The sequence below is a fragment of the Kitasatospora cathayae genome, assembly GCF_027627435.1.
Taxonomy (GTDB): domain Bacteria; phylum Actinomycetota; class Actinomycetes; order Streptomycetales; family Streptomycetaceae; genus Kitasatospora; species Kitasatospora cathayae.
The window spans coordinates 4,132,598-4,148,894 of record NZ_CP115450.1 but is presented as its reverse complement, the minus strand read 5'-3'; the positions used below and the strand labels follow the sequence as shown (position 1 = coordinate 4,148,894).

Genomic DNA, 16,297 nt, shown 5'->3' with positions numbered 1-16,297 from the left:
GACGTCGAACTGCTTTGGCTTGATCCGATTCTGTGCTTCGCTGGGCCGCGACAGACCTGTCGAGGACGGGCCGACCGTCGGTCCGGGACCGGGGGAGCCATGGCCGAGAACACCGAGCAGCCGCCGCACGCCGAGCAGCCGCCGCGGGGCGGCCGCGCCGCCGCCCGCAAGGCCTCCGGCGGGGGCCGCTCCCCGCTGCTGATCGCCGGCCGGGTGGTGGCCTGCACGGTCGGGTTCACGGTGTTCGCGGCCAGCGGGGTGGTCTGGTACGAGTACACGTCCCTCACGGACGGGATGACCACGTCCAGCGTCATCGAGCAGACCAAGAAGGACGCCCCCAAGCACCTGGACAACTCGGTCAACCTGCTGCTGATCGGCCTGGACAGCCGCAAGAACATGGACGGTTCGGACGTCGACCCGGCCATCGTCCAGAACGAGTTGCACGCCGGGGCGGACTCCAGCATCGGCGGCTACAACACCAACTCGCTGATCCTGCTGCACATACCGGCGGGTGGCGGCAAGGTGCAGGGCATCTCCATCCCCCGCGACGACTACGTCATGACCTACGACGGGGACGGCAAGGAGATGGGCATGGCCAAGATCAAGGAGGCCTACGGCAACGCCAAGGAGGCGTTCAACAACAGCCCGAAGGCCAAGGGGCTCAAGGGCGCCGACCTGGAGAAGGCCGGCCGCGACGTCGGCCGCGCGGCCACCATCCGCACCGTGCAGAAGTTCGTCGACCAGCCGGTGGACCACATCGCCGAGGTCAACCTGATGGGCTTCTACGACATCGCCAAGGTGCTCCAGCCGATCGAGGTCTGCCTCACCCACCCGGTGGACGACCCGATCATCGCCAGGACCACCACCCACGAGGGTGGCGGTACCGGGCTCAAGCTCCCGGCCGGCCGCAGCAAGCTCGACGCCGCCCAGGCGCTCTCCTTCGTCCGCCAGCGGCACCACCTGAACGACGGCCACGGGGACTCGGACGACTTCGCCCGGACCCACCGCCAGCAGGCCTTCATCTCCGGAGTGATGCACAAGCTCAAGGAGCAGGGCGTCGTCGGCGACCTCGGGGCGATGCAGAAGATGTTCGGAGTGATCCAGCAGGACCTGGTGATCGACAACGAGTGGAACGTCCTGGACTTCGCCCAGCAGGCCCCGGCGCTGACCGGCGGCAACGTCGAGTTCAACACCCTGACCTTCGACCGGGAGGACATGAAGGGCGGGGAGGCGGTCAACATCGTCACCCCGTCGAAGATCCAGAAGGTGGTCAAGCAGGTGTTCGGCGGCGCCGACGCCGCCGCCCCCGCGCCCGCCCCCGCCGACACCCCGAGCGGCGACCCGACCGCCACCCAGGCGCCGACGCAGACCGCCACGCCCACCCAGGCCGCCGCCCCCGCCACCGTGGACGTGTTCAACGCCTCCTCCGCCGCCGGGGTGTCCTCCTCCAACGAGGCCAAGGTCCTGGTCGGCCTGGGCTTCAAGCAGGGGGTGACCGGCCCGGCGCGCACCAAGCCGAAGGCCACCACGGTGACCTACGGCAAGGGTGCCAAGGAGGCCGCCGACCAGATCGCCGCCCGCTACGGGGTCACCGCCACCGAGTCCTCCTCGGCCGGCGCCGGCCACGTCGTGGTCACCCTCGGCACCTCCTTCGACGGCGTCGCGTCCGACCGGCCCGCCGCCCCCAGCACGGCCCCGGACGACCCGGCCGCGAACGTCGCGATGCAGGGTCCCAAGGTCGAGGCCCAGTCCGACGGCGGCATCCCCTGCGTCTTCTGACGTCGGCGTTCGACACCCCGCCCGAATCGGGCGTTTTCGGTCGTTCTGTAGCGGGATCGTCCCGTGGCTGCCGAGGTGGTTGGTGTACCGGAGGTCAATGATCACCTTTGGTCTCAATATGATCGGAAGCCATGATGGTCGGACCGTACCGACCTTCGTACGTACAACCAGGGAGCGGTCCGGTACGTCTCCCCCTGTGCGGTGCGCCAGATCGTCCGGGGCGTCGCTTCCGTCGGTGAAAGGTACGCGCATGTCAGGTCGGAGGGGCGAGAGCCCGGCTCGGGGCGAGGACACGCCCGACGCGCTCCCGGCGGAAGGTGCAGCGGGCGCCGTGCCCCCGCCGCGCTCCGGCGGCCGGGCCGAGGCCCGCCGTGCCGCGCAGGGCAAGGGCGGCGGCAAGGCCGACGGTGGGCCTGGCGGCCGGGCGGCCGCGCGGCGCAGCGCCAAGCCCAAGAAGAACGTGAAGAAGATCGTCGCCTGGTCGGCGGCCGGCGTGCTGGTGCTGATCGCGGGGACCGGCGGGGCGATCTACTACAAGCTGAACGCCAACATCAAGTCCTTCGACGCCGACGCGATAGCCCCCGACCGCCCGCCGGAGGCCAAGGCCGACGCGGACGGCAACAAGCCGGTCAACGTCCTGCTGATCGGCTCCGACAGCCGGGGCGGCAACAACTCCGACCTCGGCGGCGGCGAGGACGGCGGCGCCCGCTCGGACACCACGATCCTGCTGCACGTCTACGCCGACCACAAGCACGCCGTCGGCATCTCGATACCGCGCAACGCGATCGTGCCGATCCCGTCCTGCAAGCTGCCCAACGGCAAGTGGACCAAGGGCGGCAACGACCTGTTCAACGCCGCCTTCTCGGTCGGCGGCAGCGACAGCGGCAACCCGGCCTGCACCCAGAACACGGTGGAGAAGGTCACCGGGATCCGGGTCGACCACACCATGGTGGTCGACTTCAACGGCTTCGCCGCGATGACCAAGGCCGTCAACGGCGTGGACGTCTGCCTGCCGAAGCCGATCTACGAGGGCGACATCAACCCCAACCTGCACAAGAAGGGCAACCTCGTCCTCCCGCAGGGCAAGCAGACCGTCGAGGGACAGCAGGCGCTCGACTACGTGCGCCTGCGGCACGGCATCGGCGACGGCTCCGACATCGGCCGGATGAAGCGCCAGCAGGCCTTCATGAGTTCGCTCGCCACCAAGATGAAGAAGGAGGGGCTGAGCCCCACCAATCTGCTGCCGCTGGCCGACGCGGCCACCAAGTCGCTGACCGTCGACCCGGGGCTGGACTCCGCGGACAAGCTGCTCTCCTTCGGCCTGTCGCTGAAGAACATCGACATGCACGACCTCAAGTTCGTGACGGCGCCCTGGCGCTACCGCACCCAGGACGCCAACATCGACCTGGTCCAGCCGGACGCCAACAAGCTCTGGGAGACCCTCAAGGCCGACCAGACCATCGACGGCCAGAACGCCACCGGCCAGCAGCCGGACGCCGGCGGCAGCCCGAGCGCCGCCCCGCAGCAGGCCGCGCCCAGCACGCCCCCCGCCCCGGCCGGGGACGCCTCCAACGCCGCGATCAAGGTCGCGGTCTACAACGGCACGCTCGCCAACGGCCTGGCCGGCAAGGCGACCGACCTGCTGAAGGGCGCCAAGTTCACGGCCAGCACGGCGGGCCAGGCGGCGAGCACCAAGTACAAGACCACCACGATCGAGTACAGCTCCAGCCAGAAGGCGAACGCCGAGAAGGTCGCCGCGCTGTTCCCCGGCGCCACCCTGGAACCCAGCAGCTCGCGGGGCATCTCGGTGATCGTCGGCCAGGACTTCGCCGCGGCCAACGGCATGGGCGCGCCCACGGCCGCCGGCAGCACCCCGGGCACCCAGACGCCCCCGCAGCCGCTGCCCACCACCGTCACCAACGACGCCCGCTCGGCGGACGACGACATCTGCGCGAACACCACCTACGGCAGCGGCGGCTGACCGCGGGCACCGGAGAACGGCGGCGGGACGACCCCGGGGCGCACGAGCCCCGGGGTCGTGCCATCGTGGCGGTAGGGCCTGTCGCTCGGGTCCCTTGCCGGGTCCCCCGGGCCCACCGGTCACCGAAAGGGCGGACCCCATGCCCGAGATCGCCATGCAGATCGACATCGCCGCGCCCCGGGACGTCGTCCTCGCCGCGCTCAACACCCACGACGGGCTGACCAGCTGGTGGACCACCGGCGTGGACCGCGAGGGCGACGTGCTGCTCTTCGACTTCCCCGACGCCCCCGAACCGTTCCGGCTGCGCCGCGAGCGGGCCGACCGGGACCGGGTGCTGTGGGCCAACGCCGGGGCCTTCCCGCCGCACTGGGCCGGCACCTGGATCAGCTGGGAGCTCGCCGACCAGCCCGACGCGCCCGACCGCACCCGGCTGCTGTTCCGGCACGGCGGCTGGCAGCCGGGCAGCGAGGAGGGCGTCCCGATGGTGGCCGGCACCTGGGCCGAACTGCTGGTCCGGCTCAAGGACTACGCGCAGAGCGGCAAGGTGCAGCCGTACTTCGTCACCGCGCTGCGCCACGACGCGCAGTGACCACCCGGTGGCCTCCGGGCCCCCGGTCGCCCGCCAGGGCGCCGTCCGGTGGCGGGAACGCGGCGGCGGACCGAAGGTGGGCGGTGTACCTCCGTCGTACCGTCGTCCGCGCGGACGGCCGTACCGGTCGGGCCGGGCCCCCGCCCGCCCCGACGACCACAGCCGGCCACCACCGCCTCCGGGAGGCCCAGCAATGCCCGTAGTGACCGATCCGTACAAGCCCGGCACCCCGTGCTGGATCGACCTGATGGCGAGCGATCAGCAGGCCGCGCTCGACTTCTACCGCGACCTGTTCGGCTGGCAGGGCGAGATCGGCCCGGCCGAGTTCGGCGGCTACGCCGTGTGCACGCTGGGTGGCCGCCCGGTCGCCGGGATCATGGAGCGGTCCGCGCCCGAGGGCCAGCCGCTGCCGCCGGTCGCCTGGACCACCTACCTCGCCTCGGACGACGCCGACGCGACCAGGGCCGCCATCGCCGAAGCCGGCGGCACGATCCTCTACGACCCGATGGACGTCGGCAGCATCGGCCGGATGATGGTCGCCGCGGACCCGACCGGCGCCGTGTTCGGCGTCTGGCAGGCGATGGACTTCATCGGCGCGGGCGTGGTCAACGAGCCCGGTGCGCTGGTCTGGAACGAGCTCAACACCTCCGACACCGCGGCGGCCGGCCGCTTCTACCAGCCGGCCCTCGGCCTGCGCCCGGCCACCATCCAGGGCATGGACGGCTACTACTCGCTGAACGTCGGCGACCGCACGGTGGGCGGCATGCAGGAGATCCCGAAGTACCTGGCGACCGGCACGCCCTCGCACTGGATGCCGTACTTCTCGGTGGACGACACCGACTCCGTGGTGGACGCCCTGGTCAAGAAGAACGGCACGGTGATCCAGCCGCCGTTCGACATGCAGTCCGGCCGGATGGCCGTGGTCCAGGACCCGCAGGGCGCGGTCTTCGCCGTCATCCAGGCGCCCGAGGCCCAACTGCCGGACTCGCCCTGATCCCGCCGGTCCGACGATCCCGCCGCGGCTACCGGAGGCCGCCCTTCCCGCGACGCGCCGCCGGGAATGGGCGGCATCCCCCGCTGCCCCGGGGCAGACTGCACCCATGCTGGGGCTACCGGACGACATCCGCGCTTTCCTCTTCGACCTCGACGGGGTGCTCACCCAGACCGCCACGGTGCACGCCGCGGCCTGGAAGGACACCTTCGACGCCTTCCTGCGCGCCGAAGCCGCCCGCACCGGTGGGCAGTTCGTCCCCTTCGACGCCGTCACCGACTACGACGCCTACGTGGACGGCCGCCCGCGCCTCGACGGCACCCGGGCCTTCCTGCACAGCCGGGGCATCGACCTGCCCGAGGGCGCCGAGGACGACCCGCCGAACGCCCGCACCGTGCAGGGGATCAGCCGGGCCAAGAACGACACCGTGCTGCGGCTGATCCACGAGCAGGGCGTCGCGCCGTACGACGGCTCGGTCGCCTACGTGCGCCGGCTGCGCGCGCTCGGGCTGCCCAGCGCGGTGGTCTCCTCCAGCGCCAACTGCCGGGACGTGCTGCGCTCGGCGGGCATCCTGGACCTCTTCGACCTGATCGTGGACGGCGTGGTCGCCAAACAGCAGGCCCTGCCCGGCAAGCCCGCCCCGGACACCTACCTGTACGCCGCCCGCGAGCTCGGCGTCGAACCCGCGCACGCCGCCGTCTTCGAGGACGCGCTCGCCGGGGTCGCCTCCGGCCGGGCCGGCGGCTTCGGTGCGGTGGTCGGGGTCAACCGCACCGGGCAGGCCGCCGAACTGCGCCGCGACGGCGCCACGGTGGTCGTCGACGACCTCTCCGAGCTGTTGGGGGAGGAGGAGGCATGAGTGAGCGGAGCGAGCTCATCATCGAGAGGTGCGTGTGGGCTCATGCCCCTGCCGAGCGCAGCGAGGTGGGCGCATGAGTCCTGCCGACAACTTCACCATCGACCCCTGGCAGATCACCGAACACGGCCTGGACCCGACCTCGATGGCCCGCGCCGAGTCGGTCTTCGCACTCTCCAACGGCCACATCGGCCTGCGCGCCAACCTGGACGAGGGCGAGCCGCACGGCCTGCCCGGCACCTACCTCAACGGCGTCTTCGAACTGCGCCCGCTGCCCTACGGTGAGGGTGGCTACGGCTACCCGGAGTCCAGCCAGAGCGTCATCAACATCACCAACGGCAAGATCATCCGACTACTGGTGGACGACGAGCCCTTCGACCTGCGCTACGGCGAACTCGTCAGCCACAGTCGCTGGTTGGACTTCCGGGAAGGCCTGCTGCACCGCGAGTGCGAATGGACCTCCCCGGCCGGGCGGACCATCCGGGTGCGCTCCTCCCGGCTCGTCTCGCTCACCCAACGCGCCATCGCCGCCGTGGAGTACAGCGTCGAGGCGGTGGACGGACCGGTGCGGATCGTGCTCCAGTCCGAGCTGGTCGCCAACGAGCAGCTGCCCGGCGGCCCCGAAGGAGACCCGCGCGCCGCCGCCGTGCTGGAGGCCCCGCTGCAGCCCGAGGTGCACCACGCCAGCGGCACCAAGGGCGTCCTGGTGCACCGCACCCGGTTCAGCGGCATCCGGGTCGCCGCCGGGATGGACCACGTCATCGAGGGCCCGGAACGGCTCGACACCGTCGCCGAGGCCGAGTCCGACCACTGCCGGATCAGCGTCACCACCGTGCTCGAACCCGAACAGCGGCTCCGGCTGGTCAAGTTCATGTCCTACGGCTGGTCCGGCACCCGTTCGCTGCCCGCCGTCCGGGACCAGGTCGAGGCCGCCCTGACCGCCGCCCGGTACACCGGCTGGGACGGCCTGATCGCCGAACAGGCCGAATTCCTCCGGGAGTTCTGGGAAACCAGCGACATCGAGATCGAGGGCGACGTCGAACTCCAGCAGGCCGTCCGGTTCGCCGTCTTCCACGTCCTGCAGGCCGGCGCCCGAAGCGAGGAACGAGCCATCCCCGCCAAGGGGTTGACCGGCCCCGGCTACGACGGCCACAGCTTCTGGGACACCGAGACCTTCGTCCTGCCGGTGCTCACCTACTGCCTGCCCGGCGCCGTCAACCAGGCCCTGCGCTGGCGGTACACCACCCTCCCGCTCGCCCGCGAACGAGCCGCCCAACTCGGCCTGGCCGGCGCGGTGTTCCCCTGGCGGACGATCCGCGGCGAGGAGTGCTCCGGGTACTGGCCGGCCGGCACCGCCGCCTTCCACATCGGCGCCGACATCGCCACCGCCGTCGCCCGCTACGTCCGGGCCACCGGGGACGAGGAGTTCGAGCGCGAGTACGGCCTCGAACTCCTGGTGGAGACCGCCCGGATGTGGCGCTCGCTCGGCCACCACGACAGCGCCGGGAAGTTCCGGATCGAGGGCGTCACCGGCCCCGACGAGTACAGCGCCGTCGCCGACAACAACGTCTTCACCAACCTGATGGCGCAGACCAACCTGCGCGCCGCCGCCGAGGCCGCCGTCCGCCACCCGCGCGAGGCCGGCGAACTCGGCGTCGACACCGAGGAGACCGCCGCCTGGCGCGACGCCGCCGCCGCGATGTACGTCCCGTACGACGAGGACCTCGGCGTCCACCCCCAGGCCGACGGCTTCACCCACCACCAGGTCTGGGACTTCGAGGACACCCCGCCGGAGAAGTACCCGCTGCTGCTGCACTACCCGTACTTCGACCTGTACCGCAAGCAGGTGGTCAAGCAGGCCGACCTGGTGCTCGCCATGCAGGTCCGCGGCGACGCCTTCACCGACGAGCAGAAGGCCCGCAACTTCGCCTACTACGAACGGCTCACCGTCCGCGACTCCTCACTCTCCGCCTGCACCCAGGCCGTCATCGCCGCCGAGGTCGGCCAGCTCGACCTCGCCTACGACTACACGGCCGAGGCGGCGCTGATGGACCTCCACGACCTCGGCGGCAACACCCGCGACGGCCTCCACATGGCCTCGCTCGCCGGCGCCTGCATCGCCCTGGTGGCCGGCTTCGGCGGCCTGCGCGACCACAGCGAGGTGCTCGACTTCCGGCCCCGGCTGCCCTCCGGGCTGATGAAGCTGAGCTTCTCCCTGCTGGTGCGGGACCAACTGCTCGGCGTCCGGATCACCCACGACGGCACCACCTACACGCTGCGCCGCGGCGAGGTGCTCCACCTGCGGCACGACGGCGAGCCGGTCCAGGTCAAGGCCGGCTCCCCGGTCACCCTGCCCACCACCGTCCCGCCCGCCCAGGAACGCTGCGCCCAACCCCCCGGCCGCGAACCCGCCCGCCGCCAGCCCCAGGCAGGCCTGGTCGCCGGCAAACTCGGCCAACAGGACCACCTGGCCGCGGAGTGACCCACCCCCCCCCGCCGGGCGCGGCCGCCCCGCGCCCGGCGGCCCCTTCCCGGCGCGCCCCCGTCCCCCGTCCTCCCATTTCCCGCCCCTCCGCCGCCCTCCTTTCATTCCCCGCGCCTACGACAGGGGACAGGGGCGCGGGGAACCGCGCGAAGCGGAAGGCCCCGAGCCGCACTCGCGCTCCCGCCTCCGGCCCCACCCGCCCCCGCTCACCCGTTCGGCCCACCCCGGGTGCATCCCCTCCCTCTCCGCCGGAGGCTGCACGTGTCCCGTGCCGATCGAAGGGAACTCCCCGTGGCGACCGTGGCCGAACAGATGGTGGAGGTGCTCCGGCAGTCCGGGGTGGAGCGGGTCTACGGCGTCGTCGGCGACAGCCTCAACCCCGTCGTCGACGCGATCCGCCGGGCCGAGGGCATCAGCTGGGTGCACGTCCGCAACGAGGAGGCCGGCGCCTTCGCGGCCGCCGCCGAGGCCGAGCTCAGCGGCCGCCTCGCGGTCTGCGCCGGTTCCTGCGGCCCCGGCAACACCCACCTCGTCCAGGGCCTGTACGACGCCCAGCGCAGCGGCCTGCCGGTGCTCGCGCTGGCCTCGCACATCCCGTCCGGGCAGATCGGCACCGGCTTCTTCCAGGAGACCCACCCCGAGCGGGTGTTCACCGACTGCAGCAACTGGTGCGAGATGCTCTCCACCCCCGCCCAGCTGCCCAGGCTGCTGCGGGTCGCCGTCCAGCACGCGCTCGGCTCGCACGGCGTCTCGGTGCTGGCCTTCCCCGGGGACGTCGCCGCCCTGCCCGCCGCCGGGCCGACCGGCACCAGCCACTTCCTCACCGAGCAGGCGGTCGCCGCGCCGCCGTGGTCCCAGGTGCAGGAGCTGGCCCGGCTGCTCAACGCGGCCCGCCGGGTGGCCCTGTTCTGCGGCGCCGGGGTGCGCGGGGCGCACGCGGAGGTGATGGCGGTCGCGCAGGCGCTGAACGCCCCGATCGGGCACTCGCTGCGCGGCAAGGAATGGATCCAGTACGACAATCCGTACGACATCGGGATGAGCGGCCTGCTCGGCTACGGCGCCTGCCACGAGGCGCTGCACTCCGCCGACCTGGTGCTGCTGCTCGGCACCGACTTCCCGTACGACTCCTTCCTGCCGCAGGTGCACACCGTCCAGGTCGACCACGACGCGACCCGGCTGGGCCGTCGCACCGCGCTGGAGCTGGCCGTGCACGGCGACGTCGCGGCCACCCTGCGGGCCGTCCTGCCGCTGCTGGACGCCAAGCAGGACCGTTCCTTCCTGGACGGCATGCTGCGCAAGCACTGCCGGTCCCTGGAGGACGTGATCGGCGCCTACACCCGGGACATCGAGAAGCACCTGCCGATCCACCCCGAGTACGTCGCCTCGGTGCTGGACGAGGTGGCCGCCGACGACGCGGTGTTCACCGTGGACACCGGCATGAACAACGTCTGGGCCGCCCGCTACCTCCAGCCGAACGGCCGCCGCCGGGTGATCGGCTCCTTCCTGCACGGCTCGATGGCGAACGCCCTCCCGCACGCGATCGGCGCCCAACTCGCCTGCCCGGGGCGGCAGGTGATCGCGATGGCGGGCGACGGCGGGATCGGCATGCTGCTCGGCGAGCTGCTGACGGTGGCCAAGCACCGGCTGCCGGTGAAGACGGTGGTCTTCAACAACGGCGCGCTCGGCATGATCAAGCTGGAGATGCTGGTCTCCGGCTACCCGGAGTCCGAGATCGACAACGGGGACGTGGACTACGCCGGCATCGCCCGGGCGATGGGCATCCCGGCCAAGCGGGTCGCCGAACCGGCGCGGGTCCGGGAGGTGCTGGCGGAGGCACTGGAACGACCCGGTCCGGCGCTGGTGGACGTGGTCACCGACCCCAACGCGCTGTCCATCCCGCCGCGGATCACCGCCGCCCAGCTGAAGGGCTTCGCGCTGGCGGCCGGGAAGACCGTGCTGTCGGGCGGCGTCGGCCGGATGGTCGACCTGGCGCGCAGCAACCTGCGCAACATCCCCCGGCCGTGAGCGCCGTGAGTGCGCCGATACGCGGGCTTTGCCTCTGAGGCAAAATTCTTGCCCGGGCGGCAGACGAGGTGTCCACTGGTCACATGACCACCAGCTCCACCGGCACCCCCGACGCCGGCGACCAGCTCGACGACCAGGAGGTCGCCGGCCTCGCCGCCCGTCTCCGCGAGCACCGGCTCAGCAGCCGGCTCACCCTGGAGGTCGCGGCGGGCCGAGTCGGCCTGTCCCCAGCCTACTTGTCCCGACTGGAGACCGGCCGTCGCCAGCCCTCGCTGCCCGTCCTGCTCGGCCTCGCCCGCGCCTACGGCACCTCGGTGTCCGGCCTGCTCGGCGAGGCCATGGTCGAGCCGGACCCGATCGTCCGCGGCGGCGCCATCGAACCCGGCCGGGCCGGCGGCTGGGGCTACCGCCGGGCCGGCGCCCCCGGCCGCGCCATGCAGGCCCTGCGGGTGCACGTGCCGCCGGGCGTGCAGGACGCGGTGGTCCGGGTCCATCCCGGCGAGGAGTGGCTGTACGTCCTGCGCGGAGAGTTGCGGGTGACCCTCGGCGACCGCGTCCACCACCTCGCCCCCGGTGACTCCGCCCACTACGACTCGCTCACCCCGCACTGCATCGCCGCCGAATCCGACGCCGGCGTCGAACTGCTCTTCGTCCACACCCTGTTGCAGAGCCCCGGCGGCGAACTCTGCCTCGGCGGCGGCCCCGCCGCCACCCACTGACCTGCCGTCAGACCCCTCGGAGGAGATCCCCATGGCCGATCCCACCACCACCGCCACCCCGGCCGCTGCCGCGACCGCCCCGGTCGGCGCCGCCGACACCTCCGCCGGCCCGAAGACCATGGACGCCGGCAAGTGGGCCAACAAGCGGGTCTACCTCCGCCTGGTCATCTACACCGCCGGCATCCACGCCTTCGCCGGCTTCATCATGCTGCTGTTCGAACTGGGCAACCGCAACAAGTAGTCGCCCCGCCAGGCGCAAAGACCCGGTGGCCTCCGCGCTCATACCGTGGTCGCCAGCCGCCAGCCGCCAGCCGCCAGGCCCGGTTCGGTGCCGGCTCCGGCGCCACCTCGCCAACTCGCCGGCCGCGCCCGTCCAGTGGCCGCCGCGCGACCTCCGATCACGCCAAGCCGCCCAACCTGTCCAACCCTTGCGCGAAGACGCGGCGTCACCATGTCGACCCGCCGAGGGGCGACCGGCTGCCACCGCCGGCCTCCTCCGGCCGCGGCAGCGGCCCCTGCGGCGTCAGCTCGCCCACCCTGCCGCTGCGGATGATCCCCCTCACCCCGTGCGGAGCACCTCGCACAGGGCCTCCAGGGCCGCCGGGAAGGCGTGCTCCGGCGGGGTCGCGTAGCCGATCACCAGCGCCGGCGCGGCACCCTCCGCCCCCTCCGCCCCCTCCGCCTCCTCGACCCCCTCCGCCTCCGGGGCGACGCGGTGCCAGCCGAGACCGCTGAGGGCGAGGCCGGCGGCTTCGGCGCGGGCGACGAGTTCGGCCTCCGGCGTCGAGCCGGGCGGGAGTTGGAGGACGGCGTGGAGGCCGGCCGCGATGCCGGTGACCCGGACGTGCGGGGCGTGTTCGGCGAGGGCGGCGACCAGCCGGTCGCGGCGGCGCCGGTAGTGCAGCCGGCAGCGCCGCACGTGCCGGTCGTACGTCCCCGAGGTGATCAGTTCGGCCAGCGTCAGCTGGTCGAGCACCGGGGACATCGTGTCGGCCAGCGCCTTCAGCCGGGCGACCGGTTCGACCAGCGCGTCGGGCAGGGCCAGCCAGGCCAGCCGCAGGCCCGGAGCGAGGCTCTTGGCGGCCGTGCCGGCGTACACCACCCGTTCCGGGTCGAGCGCCTGCATGGCGCCGAGCGGCTGCCGGTCGTAGCGGAACTCGCCGTCGTAGTCGTCCTCGATGAGGTACCGGTCCTGTTCGCGCGCCCACCGCACGGCGGCCGCCCGCCGGTCGGCGGACAGCGGGGCGCCGGTGGGGTACTGGTGGGCGGGAGTGAGCAGGGCGGCCCCGCAGCGGGCGTCGAGCCGGTCGACCAGCGCGCCCTCGCCGTCCAGCGGCAGCGGGACGGTGGACAGTCCGGCGGCCCGCACTACGGCGTGCTGCGGCGGCAGCCCGTACGCCTCGACGGCCAGCGACCGGGCCCCGCGCTCCCGCAGGGCCGCGCAGAGCAGCCCGAGGCCCTGCTGTACGCCGCTGCAGATGAGCAGGTGGTCCGGGTCGGTGCGCACGCCGCGGACCCGGGCCAGGTAGTGGGTGAGGGCCTCCCGCAGTTCGATCCGGCCGAGTGCGCTGCCGTAGCCGAGGGCTTCGTGCGGCGCGGTGGCGAGGGCGCGGCGGGCGGCGGCGAGCCAGGCGGTGCGGGGGAAGAGCGAGAGGTCGGGGCGCCCGGTCGACAGGTCGTGCCGGACGGCCGGCCGCCGCGCCCGCGGCCGTACGGGCCGTACGGCGGGCGAGGGCGCGGCCCGCCGGGCGACGGTGGTGCCGGAGCCCTGCCGGGAGCTGAGCCAGCCCTCGGCGGTGAGTTGGCCGTACGCCTCGACCACCGTGTTGCGGGCGATGCCGAGGTCCTCGCCGAGTGCCCGTGAGGAGGGCAGCCGGGTGCCGGGCCCGAGCCGCCCGTCCTGGACGGCCTCCCGCAGGGCGTCCTCCAGGGCGGCCCGCAGCCCGGTGCCGGCGGCGCGCCGCTCGCTGAGGTCCAGGTGCAGGTCGCCGCCGAAGGAGGTCCAGGAGCCGTTCACGGACCCATTCTCGCGTGTGGCCGGTGGTCACCAGCTGGCGCCGGCGGGCTCCTCGATGGTGGTGTTGATCCGGTTGAAGAAGTTGGTCAGGCCGATCATCAGGATGATCGCGGAGAGCTGCTCCTTGTTGAAGTGGTCGGCGGCCGCGTCCCAGATCTCGTCCGGGACGGCCTTGCCGGAGCGGTCGGCGATCCTGGTGGCGGCCTCGGTGAGGTCGAGCGCGGCGCGCTCCTCGTCGGTGAAGAAGGGGGCCTCGCGCCAGGCGGCGACGGCGTGCAGCCGCTCGTCGGTCTCGCCGTGCTTCTTCGCGCCCTCGACGCCGGCGAACACGCAGGCGCTGCAGCCGTTGATCTGGCTGGCGCGCAGGTGGACGAGCTCCAGGATCTGCGGCGAGACGCCGCCCTGGTACATGGCCTTGTAGATGTTCTGGATGCCCTTCATCGCGTCCGGCAGGACCAGGGCGGGGTTCTTCATGCGGGCGGTGCGGGTGGTGCTGTTGTTGCTGGTGGAAGCGGTGGTCACCGCGGTCTCCTCTTGTTCGGTTAGCGTCCGTCACTGATCCGACGGATCCCGACGAGAGGACGTGACAAATGGACGGGGAAATTTCCCGGCCTGATTTCCTGGCCGCGCAGTTCGAGGCGGAGCGCCCCCAACTGCGGTCCGTGGCCTACCGGATGCTGGGTTCGGTGGCCGAGGCCGAGGACGCCGTCCAGGAGGCGTGGCTGAAGCTGAGCCGCAGTGACGTCAGCGAGGTGAAGAACCTCGGCGCGTGGCTGACCACGGTGGTCGGCCGGGTCTGCCTGGACCAGCTGCGCTCCCGGGCCTCCCGCCGGGAGGATCCGTTGCCCGAGCAGGAGGGGCAGGTGCGGCTGCCGGATCCGGTGGTGAGCGGGCTGGCGACGCTGGACCCGGTGCAGGAGATCCTGGTCGCGGACTCGGTGGGGATCGCGCTGATGGTGATCCTGGAGACGCTCTCCCCGGCGGAGCGGGTGGCCTTCGTGCTGCACGACATGTTCGACGTCCCCTTCGACGGGATCGCCGAGGTGCTCGGCCGCACCTCCGCCTCGACCCGTCAGCTGGCCTCCCGCGCCCGCCGCCGGGTGCAGGGCGCCACCCCGCCCGCCGACTCCGACGACAACCGCAAGCGCGCGGTGGTGGAGGCCTTCCTGACCGCCTCCCGGGGCGGCGATTTCGATGCTCTGTTGGCCTTGCTGGACCCGGAGGTGTTGGCCCGCTCCGACGGCGGCACGCTGGTGCCGAGCGTGCTGCGCCGGGGCGCGGCGGACGTCGCCGCGCAGGCCGTCACCTTCGCCCGCTTCGCCGCCGAGGCGCGGCTGGTGCTGGTCAACGGCTCGCCCGGGGTGGTCTCCTTCGCCGACGGCCGCGCGCTGTCGGTCATGTCGTTCACCATCCACGACGGCCGGATCACCGGTCTGGACGTCCTCACCGACCCGACCCGGCTGGCCGCCCTCGGCCTCACCGCGTAGCCGCGGACGCGGACGGGCCGTCCGGCACACCGCCGGACGGCCCGTGAGAGCTGCGTTCAGAGCGCCAGGTACACCGCGCTGCCGACGCCGGCCAGGAAGCAGTAGACCGCGAAGGGGGTCAGGCTGCGGGTCTCGAAGTACTTGGTGAGGAAGCGCACCGAGACGTAGCCGGCCACGAAGGCCGCGACGCTGCCGGCCGCGACCGGGCCGAGGACGCCGGAGTTCTCCGGCTTGAACAGCTCGGGCACCTTCAGCGCCGAGGCGGCCAGGATGACCGGGGTGGCGAGCAGGAAGGAGAACCGGGCGGCGTCCTCGTGGTGGAGTCCGCGCAGGATGCCGGCGCTCATGGTGACGCCGGAGCGGCTGATGCCCGGGAACAGCGCGAGGATCTGGGCGGCGCCGATCCAGGCGCCCTGGCCGTAGCCGAGCCTGGTCAGCCGGACGTCGGAGGCGACCGCCGGGTCCAGGTCCGGTTCGTCGACGGGGGCGGCGTGTCCGGCCCGGCGGCGGCCGGTGCCGCCGCGCTTGAGCCGTTCGGCGCCGAGCAGCACCAGCCCGTTGAGGGCGAGGAAGACGGCGGCGGGGACGGGCTTGCCGAGCGCGTGCCGCAGCGCCTTCTCCAGGACGAGGCCGGCCACACCGACCGGGATGGTGGAGATGATGAGCAGCCAGGCGAGCTTCTCGTCCCGGGTCCGCACCCGGCGGTGCCGGATCGAGCTGAACAGGCCGCTGACCACCCGGACCCAGTCCCGCCAGAAGAACACCACCAGGGCGAGCGCGGTGGCCAGGTGCAGGGCGACCAGCGCGGCGAGGTAGGAGGAGCCGTCGGCGGTCATGTCGAGGTCCTGCTGGATCTTCCCGCCGATCACGGCCGGGAGCAGGATGCTGTGGCCCAGGCTGGAGACCGGGAAGAGTTCCGTCACACCCTGCAGCAGGCCGACGCCTATCGCTTCCGGGTAGGTCAGGGTGGACATCTCGCACCTTCGCTCGGGGGTCGGTGGCCCGTCCGATCCCGGGGGCCTCCGCGAAGCTACTACCGGCACGTAGACGCCCGGCAGCCCCGCCGCCAGAAGTTCATCGAGCGTATGTCCCGGCGTCATCGGGCCCTCGGGCGTGCCCGAATTGCCGGACCAGCAGCCCGGTGACGATGCCCGGCAGCCCGGGCGACGGCACGGTGACGGACGGTACGGCCCGGTGCACCGCGTCGCCGAGCAGCACCCCGGCGGTCACCGCGACCGGGGTGCCCACCAGCGGCAGGGCGACGGCCAGCACGGCGGGCAGCACCGCGGACGGGCGGTGCGGTCGGCGCATCCAGGCGGCAGGGCGGTCCATCGGGAGCCTCCTTCGAGGACGATTCGAGGACGAGGG

14 protein-coding genes are annotated in these 16,297 nt (G+C 72.7%); 10 read left to right on the top strand and 4 right to left on the bottom strand.

What is annotated here, in order from left to right; genetic code table 11:
• Nucleotides 1-99: 99 nt before the first annotated feature.
• The 9 genes from O1G21_RS18330 (at nt 100) to O1G21_RS18290 (ending at nt 11,666) form a co-directional block, all read left to right on the top strand.
• On the top strand, nt 100-1,779 hold the full coding sequence (locus tag O1G21_RS18330; RefSeq protein ID WP_270145187.1) for an LCP family protein: 1,680 nt from the start codon (nt 100-102) through the stop codon (nt 1,777-1,779).
• 331 nt (nt 1,780-2,110) lie between these two features.
• Nucleotides 2,111-3,760 (top strand): LCP family protein, encoded by a 1,650-nt coding sequence (locus tag O1G21_RS18325; RefSeq protein ID WP_270145185.1) that lies wholly within the window; start codon nt 2,111-2,113, stop codon nt 3,758-3,760.
• Nucleotides 3,761-3,899: 139 nt separating this feature from the next.
• Nucleotides 3,900-4,349, top strand: coding sequence for an SRPBCC family protein (locus O1G21_RS18320; protein ID WP_270145183.1), 450 nt, complete (start codon nt 3,900-3,902; stop codon nt 4,347-4,349).
• A gap of 193 nt (nt 4,350-4,542) precedes the next feature.
• Nucleotides 4,543-5,343: a VOC family protein gene (locus O1G21_RS18315; RefSeq protein WP_270145181.1), complete on the top strand. Its 801-nt coding sequence runs from the start codon at nt 4,543-4,545 to the stop codon at nt 5,341-5,343.
• Between the two features lie 106 nt (nt 5,344-5,449).
• Complete coding sequence (locus O1G21_RS18310; protein WP_270145179.1) at nt 5,450-6,199, top strand: HAD family hydrolase; 750 nt, start codon at nt 5,450-5,452, stop codon at nt 6,197-6,199.
• A 73-nt stretch (nt 6,200-6,272) separates the two neighbouring features.
• Complete coding sequence (locus O1G21_RS18305) at nt 6,273-8,678, top strand: glycoside hydrolase family 65 protein (protein ID WP_270145177.1); 2,406 nt, start codon at nt 6,273-6,275, stop codon at nt 8,676-8,678.
• Nucleotides 8,679-8,972: 294 nt separating this feature from the next.
• Nucleotides 8,973-10,706, top strand: a complete 1,734-nt coding sequence (locus tag O1G21_RS18300) for a pyruvate dehydrogenase (protein WP_270145174.1) — start codon at nt 8,973-8,975, stop codon at nt 10,704-10,706.
• 83 nt (nt 10,707-10,789) lie between these two features.
• A complete protein-coding gene (locus O1G21_RS18295) occupies nt 10,790-11,425 on the top strand; it encodes a helix-turn-helix domain-containing protein (protein WP_270145173.1) in 636 nt (211 codons plus the stop codon).
• Between the two features lie 31 nt (nt 11,426-11,456).
• Nucleotides 11,457-11,666 carry a DUF6126 family protein gene (locus tag O1G21_RS18290; RefSeq protein WP_270145171.1) on the top strand — a complete coding sequence of 70 codons (210 nt, stop codon included), beginning with the start codon at nt 11,457-11,459 and terminating at the stop codon, nt 11,664-11,666.
• Between the two features lie 318 nt (nt 11,667-11,984).
• Here the strand turns inward: O1G21_RS18290 and pdxR are convergent, their stop codons facing one another.
• Together pdxR and O1G21_RS18280 are read right to left on the bottom strand one after the other, a co-directional pair.
• Entirely contained in the window at nt 11,985-13,442 is a 1,458-nt protein-coding gene (gene pdxR, locus O1G21_RS18285) for a MocR-like pyridoxine biosynthesis transcription factor PdxR (RefSeq protein ID WP_270145169.1), read from the bottom strand.
• 27 nt (nt 13,443-13,469) lie between these two features.
• Nucleotides 13,470-13,916 carry a carboxymuconolactone decarboxylase family protein gene (locus tag O1G21_RS18280; protein ID WP_270151093.1) on the bottom strand — a complete coding sequence of 149 codons (447 nt, stop codon included), beginning with the start codon at nt 13,914-13,916 and terminating at the stop codon, nt 13,470-13,472.
• Nucleotides 13,917-14,032: 116 nt separating this feature from the next.
• On the opposite strand from O1G21_RS18280, the gene sigJ reads away from it, so the two are divergent.
• Complete coding sequence (gene sigJ, locus O1G21_RS18275; RefSeq protein WP_270145168.1) at nt 14,033-14,929, top strand: RNA polymerase sigma factor SigJ; 897 nt, start codon at nt 14,033-14,035, stop codon at nt 14,927-14,929.
• 56 nt (nt 14,930-14,985) lie between these two features.
• On the opposite strand, the gene O1G21_RS18270 is transcribed toward sigJ, so the two are convergent.
• Nucleotides 14,986-15,903 (bottom strand): undecaprenyl-diphosphate phosphatase, encoded by a 918-nt coding sequence (locus tag O1G21_RS18270; RefSeq protein ID WP_270145167.1) that lies wholly within the window; start codon nt 15,901-15,903, stop codon nt 14,986-14,988.
• Between the two features lie 100 nt (nt 15,904-16,003).
• The gene (locus O1G21_RS18265; protein WP_270145165.1) at nt 16,004-16,261 is read right to left on the bottom strand and encodes a hypothetical protein; all 258 of its coding nucleotides are present in this window, start codon (nt 16,259-16,261) and stop codon (nt 16,004-16,006) included.
• Nucleotides 16,262-16,297 lie beyond the last annotated feature (36 nt).

Bases quoted from the DNA above. Each gene is read 5' to 3' on its own strand.
- O1G21_RS18330 (WP_270145187.1), top strand. From the start codon at position 100: ATGGCCGAGAACACCGAGCAGCCGCCGCACGCCGAGCAGCCGCCGCGG.
- sigJ (WP_270145168.1), top strand. From the start codon at position 14,033: ATGGACGGGGAAATTTCCCGGCCTGATTTCCTGGCCGCGCAGTTCGAG.
- O1G21_RS18295 (WP_270145173.1), top strand. From the start codon at position 10,790: ATGACCACCAGCTCCACCGGCACCCCCGACGCCGGCGACCAGCTCGAC.
- O1G21_RS18265 (WP_270145165.1), bottom strand. From the start codon at position 16,261: ATGGACCGCCCTGCCGCCTGGATGCGCCGACCGCACCGCCCGTCCGCG.
- O1G21_RS18305 (WP_270145177.1), top strand. From the start codon at position 6,273: ATGAGTCCTGCCGACAACTTCACCATCGACCCCTGGCAGATCACCGAA.
- O1G21_RS18290 (WP_270145171.1), top strand. From the start codon at position 11,457: ATGGCCGATCCCACCACCACCGCCACCCCGGCCGCTGCCGCGACCGCC.
- O1G21_RS18310 (WP_270145179.1), top strand. From the start codon at position 5,450: ATGCTGGGGCTACCGGACGACATCCGCGCTTTCCTCTTCGACCTCGAC.
- O1G21_RS18270 (WP_270145167.1), bottom strand. From the start codon at position 15,903: ATGTCCACCCTGACCTACCCGGAAGCGATAGGCGTCGGCCTGCTGCAG.
- O1G21_RS18320 (WP_270145183.1), top strand. From the start codon at position 3,900: ATGCCCGAGATCGCCATGCAGATCGACATCGCCGCGCCCCGGGACGTC.
- O1G21_RS18280 (WP_270151093.1), bottom strand. From the start codon at position 13,916: ATGAAGAACCCCGCCCTGGTCCTGCCGGACGCGATGAAGGGCATCCAG.
- O1G21_RS18315 (WP_270145181.1), top strand. From the start codon at position 4,543: ATGCCCGTAGTGACCGATCCGTACAAGCCCGGCACCCCGTGCTGGATC.